The organism is Ruminococcus sp. B05 (assembly GCF_003628495.1).
Classification (GTDB): domain Bacteria; phylum Bacillota; class Clostridia; order Lachnospirales; family Lachnospiraceae; genus Schaedlerella; species Schaedlerella hominis.
This window is the reverse complement of record NZ_RBZR01000034.1, coordinates 1-12,392: the sequence shown is the minus strand read 5'-3', so window position 1 is coordinate 12,392 and position 12,392 is coordinate 1. Positions and strand designations below refer to the sequence as shown.

General features: G+C 46.5%; 14 protein-coding genes and 2 pseudogenes. 15 read left to right on the top strand and 1 reads right to left on the bottom strand.

Going from position 1 to position 12,392, the window contains the following annotated elements; all coding sequences use genetic code 11:
• Positions 1 to 34: 34 nt before the first annotated feature.
• The 4 genes from D8Q48_RS15430 to D8Q48_RS15415 are packed head-to-tail and all read left to right on the top strand — an operon-like array spanning position 35 to position 2,101.
• The gene (locus D8Q48_RS15430; protein WP_306763986.1) at positions 35 to 397 is read left to right on the top strand and encodes a helix-turn-helix domain-containing protein; all 363 of its coding nucleotides are present in this window, start codon (positions 35 to 37) and stop codon (positions 395 to 397) included.
• Positions 357 to 734: a TnpV protein gene (locus D8Q48_RS15425; protein ID WP_117687769.1), complete on the top strand. Its 378-nt coding sequence runs from the start codon at positions 357 to 359 to the stop codon at positions 732 to 734. Before D8Q48_RS15430 ends, D8Q48_RS15425 begins: the two co-directional genes overlap by 41 nt.
• Before the next feature lie 51 nt (positions 735 to 785).
• Positions 786 to 1,403 carry a Type 1 glutamine amidotransferase-like domain-containing protein gene (locus D8Q48_RS15420; RefSeq protein ID WP_005930833.1) on the top strand — a complete coding sequence of 206 codons (618 nt, stop codon included), beginning with the start codon at positions 786 to 788 and terminating at the stop codon, positions 1,401 to 1,403.
• A 47-nt stretch (positions 1,404 to 1,450) separates the two neighbouring features.
• Positions 1,451 to 2,101, top strand: a complete 651-nt coding sequence (locus D8Q48_RS15415) for a hypothetical protein (RefSeq protein ID WP_025579830.1) — start codon at positions 1,451 to 1,453, stop codon at positions 2,099 to 2,101.
• Between the two features lie 95 nt (positions 2,102 to 2,196).
• Here D8Q48_RS15415 and D8Q48_RS15410 read toward each other — a convergent pair whose 3' ends face one another.
• Entirely contained in the window at positions 2,197 to 3,003 is an 807-nt protein-coding gene (locus D8Q48_RS15410; protein ID WP_109258343.1) for a helix-turn-helix domain-containing protein, read from the bottom strand.
• 484 nt (positions 3,004 to 3,487) lie between these two features.
• Here D8Q48_RS15410 and D8Q48_RS15400 point away from each other — a divergent pair, with 484 nt between their 5' ends.
• The 11 genes and pseudogenes from D8Q48_RS15400 to D8Q48_RS15345 form a co-directional block, all read left to right on the top strand.
• Positions 3,488 to 3,676, top strand: coding sequence for a hypothetical protein (locus D8Q48_RS15400; protein WP_055058411.1), 189 nt, complete (start codon positions 3,488 to 3,490; stop codon positions 3,674 to 3,676).
• Entirely contained in the window at positions 3,673 to 4,014 is a 342-nt protein-coding gene (locus tag D8Q48_RS15395; RefSeq protein WP_003020305.1) for a DeoR family transcriptional regulator, read from the top strand. The genes D8Q48_RS15400 and D8Q48_RS15395 overlap by 4 nt, the downstream gene beginning before the upstream one ends.
• Positions 4,007 to 4,303 (top strand): DUF3847 domain-containing protein, encoded by a 297-nt coding sequence (locus D8Q48_RS15390; protein WP_109258345.1) that lies wholly within the window; start codon positions 4,007 to 4,009, stop codon positions 4,301 to 4,303. The genes D8Q48_RS15395 and D8Q48_RS15390 overlap by 8 nt, the downstream gene beginning before the upstream one ends.
• Before the next feature lie 306 nt (positions 4,304 to 4,609).
• Positions 4,610 to 5,620: a C45 family peptidase gene (locus D8Q48_RS15385; protein WP_118006290.1), complete on the top strand. Its 1,011-nt coding sequence runs from the start codon at positions 4,610 to 4,612 to the stop codon at positions 5,618 to 5,620.
• 157 nt (positions 5,621 to 5,777) lie between these two features.
• Complete coding sequence (gene mobQ, locus D8Q48_RS15380; RefSeq protein WP_121057133.1) at positions 5,778 to 7,358, top strand: MobQ family relaxase; 1,581 nt, start codon at positions 5,778 to 5,780, stop codon at positions 7,356 to 7,358.
• Positions 7,359 to 7,423: 65 nt separating this feature from the next.
• Positions 7,424 to 8,068, top strand: coding sequence for a CHC2 zinc finger domain-containing protein (locus tag D8Q48_RS15375; RefSeq protein WP_121057131.1), 645 nt, complete (start codon positions 7,424 to 7,426; stop codon positions 8,066 to 8,068).
• A complete protein-coding gene (locus D8Q48_RS15370; protein WP_118014419.1) occupies positions 8,037 to 9,374 on the top strand; it encodes a virulence-associated E family protein in 1,338 nt (445 codons plus the stop codon). The genes D8Q48_RS15375 and D8Q48_RS15370 overlap by 32 nt, the downstream gene beginning before the upstream one ends.
• A 241-nt stretch (positions 9,375 to 9,615) precedes the next feature.
• Positions 9,616 to 9,813 (top strand): hypothetical protein, encoded by a 198-nt coding sequence (locus D8Q48_RS15360; RefSeq protein ID WP_117963110.1) that lies wholly within the window; start codon positions 9,616 to 9,618, stop codon positions 9,811 to 9,813.
• On the top strand, positions 9,814 to 11,484 hold the full coding sequence (locus tag D8Q48_RS15355) for a recombinase family protein (RefSeq protein WP_121057129.1): 1,671 nt from the start codon (positions 9,814 to 9,816) through the stop codon (positions 11,482 to 11,484).
• A gap of 90 nt (positions 11,485 to 11,574) precedes the next feature.
• Positions 11,575 to 11,658, top strand: a pseudogene (locus D8Q48_RS17950) (Maff2 family protein); the annotation flags it as partial.
• A gap of 12 nt (positions 11,659 to 11,670) precedes the next feature.
• Positions 11,671 to 12,264: pseudogene (locus D8Q48_RS15345) on the top strand (CD0415/CD1112 family protein); the annotation flags it as partial.
• Between the last annotated feature and the right edge of the window lie 128 nt (positions 12,265 to 12,392).

Sequence of the window (12,392 nt, the reverse complement as noted above, 5' to 3'; positions counted from 1 at the left end):
AGACGGTATCAGCGGCAGGCTACAAGAATAAATTGTGATTTCACAAGATTGGTGCTATAATAAGAGAAAAGTTCCTGCCGGGGCAGCCGCCCCGGTGGTATGGATAGAAAGGCAGGAAAGCAATATGCACATCAGCTATAAACCACTCTGGCATACACTGTTAGAGCGTGATATGAGAAAAGAAGATTTAAGGCTTGCCGCCGGTATGACAACGAATATGATTGCCAACATGAGCAAAGAGGGAAAGCACATCAGCATGGACACATTAGCCCGTATCTGCGAAACGCTGAATTGTGAGATTACCGATGTGATTGAGTTAGTACCAGACGAGCCTGCTTCCACAGGAGGTAAGGAACATGAGCGAATTGAAACCAAGAATAACAGAAAACGGAATTGATTATATCCTTGTCGGAGATTACTACATCCCGGATTTGAAGCTGCCGGAAGAACACCGCCCCATAGGAAAGTATGGACGGTTGCACCGGGAATATTTGAGAGAAGTCCACCCAGCCAGATTGAATACATTGACACTGACCGGAGAATTATGGACATATCTTGCAGATCTGAACGAACAGGCACAGAAGCGATTAGGTACAATCATAGAGCAGATGAAAGCTGCTGAGGGGGTCACAGAAGAATTAAAGAGTATCTGTCAGATGGAATGGGTGCAGCGTTGCAATAACATTCACAATCGGGCAGAAGAAATTGTTTTGCATGAGATGATTTATTCATAACGGTATGGTAGAATGATTATGATAAATCGGAGTTTGACGAGGTAAAAGAATATGAATGGAAAACATCTATTTCTTACATCTGCAGGGTTGACCGATAAGATGAAAGAGAAATTCTTTGATATTATTGGAAAGTGTCCGAAGGATGTGAAAGTGCTTTATATTCCAACAGCTGGCATTGAAACAGATGGTGCAAGAGAGTCGCTTGCAATATGTTTTCATGAACTCTTTCTAATGGGAATTCAGTACGAAAATATATTAGTGTACAATCTGGAATTAATTCTTTCAAAAGACTATCAAAGAACCTATTCTTCGTATGTTACAACCCCGTTTATGCTTACAAGGCTATTAACTTTTGAAGAATTAAACCAATTTGATGCTGTTTTTGTCAGTGGTGGTGATGTATCTGTGCTTTGTCGTGAAATGTCTAGAACTGGTTTTGATAGAATACTTAATAATGCAATTAAAAACGGACTTATATATGTCGGAATCAGTGCAGGAAGTATGTATGCGGCGGGAAATTTAACAGATGGATTACATATTATTGACAATCCTATTATCCCCCATTGGAATGGTTCTGAAACAACAGTATTACCGAACGGCAAAGATGAGATTAAGCTTGCTGATGGAAAAGCTGTTTATGTAGAGGATAATTACATGAGTGTAATATGATGCACATGTAGGATTAGTCAAATTCCAATTTGCGAGGATGAACACTTATGAAAGAAAAAAGCAAAAGTGAAGTTTCAATAATAGGTGGTGCAGATGGCCCAACAAGTATTTTTATAGCTGGCAGAACACGGAAAAAGCCTCTAAAAGTAAGGATACGAAATATTATCTACAGATATAGACGTAAGATAGTAGAGAAGAAAGTGGTTGCAGATTCACATACTCTTGATGAATTGGTACAATATGCAATGAATACCTACAATCTAATTGAAACTAATTCAACTGAGAGAAAATATATTGAACAACAAAAAAACCTAAAGGAGAGTTTGATTTTACAGCATAAACCAGAAGTTTTAGGTGAAATGAAGGATATTCCAAAGCCGGATGTTTCTAATGAAGAATCTGTCAGAGAATATTTTTGTAAAATAAAGACTCGAAGCGAAATGATTGCCGAAATGCCAGATAATGTAATTCCTATGAACTTTCATCTATATGAAATAAGAATCGGTGATGATTCTCTTGAGATGGAGATAGATTATATTTGGAATATATTCGGTATATCTTATTCTGGAAACAAGAAAGTAATGAAACAGTTTGAGAAAATTTCAAAAGATTTGTATATCTATTATGGTGTTAGTGAAGATGATATTAAGAAAAAGACAGAAAGATATTTATCATTGGTAACGGCATTAAGTTCATAAATTCCAGCCTGTCTTTCTGAAATTTCAACTGAATAACCACAGCATAAACCGCTGCTACATGGAAGCTAACACAACCATGCAACAGCGGTTTTTTGTTACCGTTTTTTCCTCTGGCTGATAGGCGTTCCCATTTTCTTTGATTTTTTGAGAATCCGAATGAGCCAGCGGAATTCTTCTTCCGACAGATTTTTATAGTTGATACCGAGTTGCTTGCAATAAAGGATGACCAGCTTTTCATCCCGACTACCCTTGAATTTTTCGACCGCTTCCAGATTTTCTTTCAGTTCATCGGCAACGGTGGTCTGTGGGGCACTTTCACTATCCTTTTTGTGGGCTTCCCGAATATCCCGGATAATGAGGTTGAGATCATCCAGCACCATGTGGCTGAAATATTCATCATCGCTGATATGGGCGGCTTGTAGCACTTTCAAATGGGGGTCATCTTCGCCGGGGCGATACCGTTCAATGATTTCATGCCGGACAGTATCGACAAGGGCGTTGAGGTTTTGAATCTGCATGGTGGCAATCCCATCTACATAAATCTCAATATCCGCAAGAAACTTGATAAAATCCTTATGAGTGGCAAGCTCACAGAGCAGACGGTTGTTAATTCGACCGCTTTTTAAAAGTGCCACCATCTCATCGTTCAAATGAAGCCCTGTTAATGGTGTGTTGATCTGTTCCCGGTTCTCTGTCCGGCACAGCAGATAATCAACGGAAACCTCATAGAAGTCTGCCAGCGTGATAAGGTTGCCATGATTGATTTCCTTATAATCCTCTTTCTCATAACTTCCAAGAGCTGATTTGGAAATGCCCGTCAGCTCTGATAATTCTTCCAAATTTAAGCCTTTGTCCTTGCGGAGTTCCCAAAGACGTTCCTGTATGGTAGTTGCTCCTTTCATGGGCGCACGCTCCTTTCCAGCGGTTGTATTTCTGCCGCTTAACTGGATTATATCACACTTTCCGCAATCGTGGAAATTTCCGATTTTTACCCTTAATTCCTACTTTGTGGACATACGGCACAGGGCACAAAAATGTTCTATGATACAGGTAGTTCATCGATGGATTATTCCAATCGAATGACCAGCCTGTGTGGGATATGCTTCCCCGGCGATGTAGCGCCATGACTTTTGGCGGGGATATGGAGGAACCCTGACCAAAACGAGCGTACCAACGGGAGCGATACGCCGCTGTGAGATTCAGGGGAGGAACGACACCGGGGAGAACTGGCGAACTGACACCGAAATGATACCGAAACACGACAATCTGATAGGGAGATAGTCTAACCCTATCGCTGATACTTCGGGAGATTTTAGGCGGCTCTATGGCTGTAATTTTGCCGAAAATCGCCCCGAAACCATACACTAAAACGGGAGGAAACACAATATGCCGAGAATGAGTAAAAAGAGGAAATATGAGCTTTCCTTTTACCTCAATGACCGGGGGCGTGTCACTTACAACGAATTATGCCGGAAATGCCAGCATGGGTGCAGGCAGAGCTTCCGGGCGGTTGTGATTGACTGCCCCCGTTATTTATCCAAACGAGCAAAGAAAAAGGAGGCACACACCGAATGAATTTTGAATTTATGACGATAGACACACCCTTGCCGCCCTGTATGCCCTTTCCCAGAGCGTTGACAGGATTTCCAGTCAGCAGCACCGCAAAGGTCATGTACTGCCGGATGCTGGACGCTATGCTGTCCAAAGGGCAGGAGGACGAGAACGGAATCCTGTTTGTCTGCTTCCCTGTCACAGCCATTGCCGCAGTCCTGTCCCGCAGTCCCATGACGGTCAAGCGTTCTCTGAATGAACTGGAAACCGCCGGACTTATCATGCGGGTGCGTCAGGGCGTTGGAGAACCAAACAGGATTTATGTGCTGATACCGGGAAAGGAGGACGCTGCCCTTGCCTGATACCTCAAAGCTGGAAAAGCTCAACAGGGAGCTGGAGAAAAGCGAAAAGAAGCTGCGGAAAGCCATTAATGATGAAAAGGTATTGCAGCACCAGTTGAAGCAGCTTACCCGAAAGGAACGGACGCACCGGCTCTGTACCCGTGGCGGTATGCTGGAAAGTTTTCTGCAAGAGCCGGAACGCCTGACAGATGATGATGTCATGATGTTGTTGAAACTCATTTTTCACAGGCAGGACACGCAGGAACTATTGAAAAAACTGCTGGAACGGGAGAAGCCGGAAACCCCTTAGTTTACTAAGGGCGCAATTATACACCACCCAGAGGTTGGTGCATTGCGTTCTCCGAAGGCTCCTCGCCGGAGGGCTGTGATTTTCCGCAGTCAAGGTCTGCTCCAAATCATACAGGGGACGCTACGCTTCCCCTGCGCTGGCTGCCGCCAGCTACCCTTTTGTGGACTTGCCATCTGGGGACACCTTGCGTTGCAAGCTGTTCCCAGCCGACAAGTAAAATATGGCTTGACTTAAAATTTTTATTCAGTTACCCTTAGATAAGAGTTACCGGTAGCTCTTTATCTAATCAATAAGGAGCGTGTAAAAATGTATCATGCACATTTTAGGGGAACACACTACGAAGCTGGTTTTCGGTGGGGTTCCTTACTGTTAAAACACAAAAATATAATTTTAGAGAACATACCATTTGAAATCACGCAGGAACGGATTGACTATGCTTTGTCCTGCCTTCCGATTTATGAAAAGTATTACCATGAGATTGTAGAAGAAATTCAAGGTCTGGCAGATGGACAACAATGTGATGTCCGTATTTTGCAAGCTGTATTATTTAGTATGTACTCTATGCCTCCATCTTGTAATTGCTCTTGTTTTGCTTTTACAACGGAACAGGAAATTCTTCTGGGACGAAACAGTGATTTTCTGACAGAAATTGAAAGGCTAAATCAGAATGTAGTTTATAAATTGACGGATGGAGTTTATTCTTTCACAGGAAATACAACTGCTTTTATTGAGATTGAAGATGGTGTTAATGAACATGGTTTAGCTGTTGGTTTAACATCCGCCTATCCTAACCAATGCAAACCGGGATTTAACGCAGGTATGATTGTCAGATACCTGTTGGAGAAATGTAGAAATGTGTCGGAAGCTGTCTCCTGTTTATATCAATTACCGATTGCTTCAGCACAAACTTTAACCTTAGCTGATACAATGGGGGCGATAGCTGTTATAGAATGTAATGCGGAACAGATAAAAATAGAAAAAACATTGAATAGCAATCTTGCTTTTGTCTGTGCAACGAACACTTTCCATCTGCCAGGAATGGTAGGCTATAACAACGATAAGATTGATAATTGGTTTGCAGAAGAACGGTATCAAACATTGTATTCAGCTTTTAGCGAAAAAAATGGAGGTTTCAATTTTCCATTTGCAGAAAAACTGTTGTCTGGAGATTATGGTTTCCTCTGTCAGTATGACAGAAGTACAGGTAAAGATACTGTCTGGTCAGTTATTTATGATATGAAACGACACAAAATTTATCGAAGTGAAGGGAATCCCAGACGACACAAATTCAAAGAAGATATTCGTTTTCAGTTTTGATTTTTCAAATTGATGTATTTCTACAACTAAATACCCGCCGCCCATACAGCGGCACACCGAGCAGGAAATCTGAAAAAGGTCTCCTGCTTTTTTTCTGCCCAAAATGAGGTGGTAAAACGCCACCCCATCCACCAAGCATAGAAAGGAGGGACACGAAATGCCCTGTCCACACAACGAAATCACGATTGTTCAGCGCAGCCAGCGGCAGTCTGCGGTTGCCGCCGCTGCTTACCAAAGCGGCGAAAAGCTGTTCTGTGAATACGACCAGCAAGTAAAGCACTACCCGGAAAAGCGTGGTATCGTCCACAATGAAATCCTGCTCCCGGCAAACGCCCCACGGTCGTATGCAGACCGCAATACCTTATGGAACGCCGCCGAAGCGGTGGAAAAGCAATGGAACTCCCAGCTTGCAAGGAGGTGGGTGCTTACCATCCCAAGAGAGATACCACCCGACCAGTACGCTGTCCTTGTCAGGGAGTTTTGTGAACAGCAGTTTGTTTCAAAAGGCATGATTGCTGACTTTGCCATCCATGACCCCCATCCGCCGGGACACAATCCCCACGCCCATGTCCTGCTGACTATGAGGGCAATGGACGAACATGGAAAATGGCTTCCAAAGAGCCGCAAGGTTTATGACCTTGACGAAAACGGGGAACGGATAAAACTTCCGTCCGGCAGGTGGAAAAGCCATAAAGAAGATACGGTTGACTGGAACGACCAGAAGTATTGTGAAATTTGGCGGCATGAATGGGAGGTCATCCAGAACCGCTATCTGGAAGCCAATGACCGCCCGGAGCGTGTGGACTTGCGTTCCTATGCCAGACAGGGGCTTGATGTTGTCCCTACTGTCCATGAGGGTACTGCTGTCCGGCAGATGGAAAAGCGTGGTATCCAGACGAATATCGGCAACCTGAACCGGGAAATCAGAGCCGCCAACAGTATGATGAAGTCCATCCGGCAGCTTATCCAAAACCTCAAAGGCTGGATTACCGAGCTGGGAGAAAAACGGAAAGAACTGCTTGTACAAAAGGCGGCGGAGGAAGCAACACTTCTTCCCAATCTGCTGATGAAGTATATGGAGATACGAAAGGAAGAAAGGAAGGACTGGACAAGGGCTGGACAGAACCGGGGGACTTCACAGGACTTAAAGGCAGTCAGCGAAGCCCTGTCCTATCTCCGGCAAAAGGGGCTTTCCACTGTGGAGGACTTAGAAGCATTTCTGGAATCTTCCGGGAAATCAGCCGCAGATTACCGCAATCAGATGAAGCCAAAGGAAGCCCGAAGCAAAGTGATTGACGGGATTCTTGCCAGCCGGACAGACTGCAAGGAATGTAAGCCTGTCTATGAGAAGTACCAGAAGATATTTTTTAAGAAAACAAAGGAGAAATTCAAACAGGAACACCCGGAGGTTGCCCGATATGCGAAAGCCGCCGCCTACCTTGCCAAGCACCCAGACGATAAGGACAGTACCCAAAAGGAACTGCAAGAGGAGCAGGAAAAACTTCTGGAAGAAATCGCAGAGCTGAAAGTACCGCTGACCGAGGTACAGGAGGATTTGAAGAAGCTGCGGGACATCCGCTACTGGGTACGGAAAGCCACACCCGGCACAGAGGAAAGCAAAGAGCCGCCCAAGAAGCAGCCCATCAAAGAAGTCTTGCTGGATAAGGCAGACGAGAAAAAAGCACAAAGAACTGCCCCGGCACAGGAGAAACACAGACAACAGGATATGGAACTTTAACAGGCACTTGCCATTTTCAATCAGAGAATGTCAGGTGCTTTTCTTATTTTCAAGGAGGGATAGATTTGAATGTATTTGAAGCTGTGAAGCAGTCCGTCACAACAAGACAGGCTGCGGAGCATTATGGAATCCGTATAGGTCGGAACGGGATGGCTTGCTGCCCGTTCCATCACGATAAAACCCCAAGTATGAAGCTGGATCGGCGTTACCACTGCTTCGGCTGCGGTGCTGATGGGGATGTGATTGATTTTACCGCCGCCCTGTATGGGCTGGGAAAGAAAGAAGCCGCCGTACAACTGGCACAGGACTTCGGGCTTTCCTATGAGGACTGGAAACCGCCGGGAAAGGCAAAAAAGCCAAAGCCCCGGCAGAAATCCCCGGAGGAACAGTTTCAGGAAGCAAAGAGCCGCTGCTTCCGTATTCTTGCCGACTATCTCCACCTGCTCCGGGCATGGAGAAAGGAATATGCCCCGCACTCCCCGGAGGAATCCTTTCATCCCCGGTTTGTGGAAGCCTTACAGAAGCAAGACCAAGTGGAATATCTGCTGGATGTGCTGCTCTTTGGGGAAACGGAGGAAAAAGCGGCTTTGATTACGGACTACGGAAAGGATGTGATACAGCTTGAACAGCGAATGGCAGAGCTTGCAGCCGCAGACGCAGCAAGAACTAAAAAACACCATGAACGCCATGCAGCCACCCCAGAGCATTGAGGAAATCAAGGCGGGACTGGAAACTACCGAGAAAGGCGGTGTCCGTCAGAGCATACGGAACTGCCTGACCGTATTCCAGCGTGACCCGCTGCTTTCCGGGGCTATCGCATACAACATCCTGACCGACCGCAAGGACATCATAAAGCCCATCGGTTTTCACAGAGAAAGCACCGCCCTAAACGATACGGACATGAAGTATCTGCTTCTTTATCTGGAAGAAACCTATGGGCTTACCAATGAGAAAAAGATTGATAATGCTATCGGGATTGTGGCGAATGAAAACAAGTACCATCCCATCCGGGACTATCTCAATACCCTTGTGTGGGACGGGACAGAACGAATCCGTTTCTGCCTGCGACACTTTCTGGGGGCTGACGCAGACGATTACACCTATGAAGCGTTGAAGCTGTTCCTGCTGGGTGCAATCTCACGAGCCTTTCAGCCGGGGTGCAAATTTGAAATCATGCTCTGTCTGGTAGGCGGTCAGGGGGCTGGCAAGTCCACTTTCTTCCGTCTGCTGGCAGTCCGGGACGAGTGGTTCTCCGATGATTTGCGGAAGCTGGACGATGACAATGTGTACCGTAAGCTGCAAGGTCACTGGATTATCGAAATGTCGGAAATGATGGCAACCGCCAACGCCAAGAGCATTGAGGAAATCAAGTCATTTTTAAGCCGGCAGAAAGAGGTTTACAAGATACCCTATGAAACCCACCCGGCAGACCGCCCCCGTCAGTGCGTGTTTGGCGGCACTTCCAATGCCCTTGACTTCCTGCCCCTTGACCGTTCCGGCAACCGCCGCTTTATCCCCGTCATGGTGTACCCGGAGCAAGCCGAGGTTCACATTTTGGAGGACGAAGCTGCTTCCAGAGCCTATATCGGGCAGATGTGGGCGGAAGCGATGGAGATTTACCAAAGCGGCAGATTCAAGCTGGCTTTCAGCCCCACCATGCAACGGTATCTCAAAGAACACCAGCGGGATTTTATGCCGGAGGACACCAAAGCCGGAATGATACAGGCGTATCTTGATAAGTACACCGGGAGCATGGTCTGTTCCAAGCAGCTTTACAAGGAAGCCTTGAACCACACCTTTGACGAGCCGAAGCAATGGGAAATCCGGGAAATCAACGAGATTATGAATCAGAGCATTACCGGCTGGCGGTACTTCCCGAACCCAAGAATGTTTTCCGAATATGGCAGACAAAAGGGCTGGGAGCGTGAAAACCCGGCAACGGACTCCGGCAACCCGTCTGAAAAAACGATGGACGGTTTTGTGGAGGTCACAGAACAGATGGAGCTTCCATTCTGAAAATGACAGCCCGTTGCATCCCCTGTTGCTATCCCGTTGCCGAGCCGGTTGCCGGGGAAAACCCCATAACTGCGGGCTTTTCTCCCCTATGACAACCAAAACAACAGAAAAATAAAAGAAAAGTATAAATAGTAACCATCGCCAGATTGAGATTGTTTGCAAGGTCTTTTGAAGCCCGTTGCCGGACTTCGTTGCCGACACCCTCTGTCTGGCTATTTTCATGTATGGAGGATAACTGCCTATGGCAAAAAACAAAACAGAGATTCATGTGACCACTGTATTTGACGGGGAGCTGGACGCCACCGATGTGTTCGTCAGCCTGATTTCCCAGAAATACGGAAAAACAAATATAAAAGAATATCTTGCTAAAAAGAAAGATATGGAGTATAATGAAGATGAGGTTCAAAAGAGCCAGATACCGTCTGGATTGTGTGGGTAAATGGCTATGATGAACGAAATGGAATACAGAACAATCGGTTCGGCACTTGCCGGAGGGTATCGTGCAGCGGTCTATTGCAGACTGTCAAAGGACGATGACCTGCAAGGCGAAAGTGCCAGTATCGCAAACCAGCGTGATATGCTGGAAAAATACTGCGAAAAGCAGGGATGGGAGGTTGTGGCAGTCTATCAGGACGATGGCTTCACAGGTCTTAATATGGAGCGTCCTGATTTACAGAGAATGTTGAGAGCCATTGAGCGCAGGCAGGTCAACCTTGTCATCACGAAAGACCTCAGCCGACTGGGGCGTAATTATCTGCAAACCGGGCATTTGATTGAGGACTTTTTCCCAAGAAACGGTGTCCGCTATATCGCCATGAATGACGGTATCGACACCCTGCGGGATAACAACGATATTGCCCCGTTCAAGAATATCCTGAACGAGATGTACAGCAAGGATATTTCCAAGAAAGTCCATTCCTCTTATCTTCTGAAAGCGCAGAAAGGACAGTTTACCGGGTGTCTTGCCCCGTTTGGGTATCGGAAAGACCCGGAGGACAAAAACCATCTGCTCATTGACGAGGAAACCGCCCCGATTGTGCGGCTGATTTTCGGATATGCCCTGAACGGACATGGTCCGAACTATATCCGCAGACGGCTGGAGGAAGAAAAAATCCCCTGCCCCACATGGTGGAACCGGGAACGGGGGCTTCGCAATACCCGCACCAAATGGGAAAAGAAAGACCCGGAAAACGGGCGGTATATGTGGGACTTCTCCGTTATCAAAGACCTTTTGATGAATCCCGTCTACACCGGGGCGATTGCTTCCCAGAAAAAGGACTACCGTTTCAAAATCGGCACGATTGGGGAAAAGAAGCCGGAGGACTGGATTGTGGTGGAGGGGCAGCATGAACCGCTGATTGACCGCATGAGCTTTGACATTGTGCAGAACAAGCTGAAATCCCGCCAGCGTCCGGGGCAGACCAATGAAATCAGCCTGTTTGCCGGACTGTTAAAATGCGGCGAGTGTGGGAAGTCGTTGACGGTACGCTACACAAACGCAAAACATCCCCAGCGGATATACTCCTGCAAGACCTACAATGCCTTTGGAAAGAACCACTGCACCCAGCACCGGATTGATTATGACACCCTTTACAGCCATGTGCTGCGGAAAATACGGGAATGTGCCAGAGCTGCCCTGATGGACGGGGAAGCGGTTGCCGACCGCCTGACCAATACCTGTGAAGCCGAGCAGCGGGAACAGCGGGAAGCAATGGAACGCTCCCTTACAAGGGACGAGGAACGGATTGAGGTTCTGGACAAAGTGGTCATGCGGCTTTATGAGGATATGATTGCAGGGCGTATCAGTGAGCAGAATTTCAACACCATGCTGGAAAAGACACAGACCGAGCAGACGGAGCTTAAAGCAAAAGTGTCCGAGGGCAGAAAGCGGCTGTCTGATGAAGTCCAGCTTGCCAATGACGCAAAACAATGGGTGGAAGCCATTCAGGAATATGCCAACATCACAGAGCTGGACGCAGCCACCCTTAACCGCTTAATCAAAGAAATTGTCGTGCATGAACGCATTGACGAAGATAAAACAAGACACATTTCTATCGAAATTCATTTTAATCTCAAACCCATCCCGGAGGTGGAACAGGTCACTGCCTGACCTGTCCCGCCGGGACGGTTCTCTTAAAAACACCATATAGATTTTTTGTACGCCGCCGCCCGCCATCGAGCAGAGTTTTACACCTAATTGGGGATAAAACAGCTGATGGCTGGTGCCGGAATCATGCTGCTGGGAACTACCCTGATTCCACAGCTGGCAACATTGTTCTCTTAAGAGGAGTGGTAGATGAACACCATCATTGAGAGAATTACGGAAGCGATAAAGGATATCCTGATCGGGCTTATTAAGTCAAGTTTGGATAACATGTTCACGTCTGTCAATGAGCAGGTGGGAACCATAGCCGGGCAGGTGGGACAGACACCGCAGGGATGGAATGCAGGGATTTTTAATCTGATTCAGAATATATCCCAAACGGTGATTGTCCCCATTGCGGGACTGATCATCACCTTTGTCCTGTGCTATGAATTGATCACGATGGTAACACAGAAAAACAATTTCCATGAATTTGAGACTTATAACATTTTCCTCTGGATCTTCAAAGCGTATGTAGCCGTTTATCTGGTGACAAATACGTTCAATATCACGATGGCGGTCTTTGATGTTGGCCAGCATGTGGTCAACAATGCCGCCGGGGTGATATCAGGAAACACTGCGGTGGATGCAACAGAAGCAATTTCACGGATTGTGGATGCCCTGGAGGATATGGAGTTAGGGGATTTGTTCCTGCTATCCATGGAAACGATGTTGATCAGTGTTACCATGCACATTCTGTCAATTATCATTACGGTAATCTTGTTCGGAAGAATGATAGAAATTTACCGCGCGTCCAGAAGCGCCGCTTTTCATCCAAAGGCAGTGCGCGGACATTTTGGGAATCCGGCTTTAGCAAGCCGGTAAAGAAAAGTATCAAAGGCGTGAAAAGCGTCACTTTAGCGTCATCCGATTTA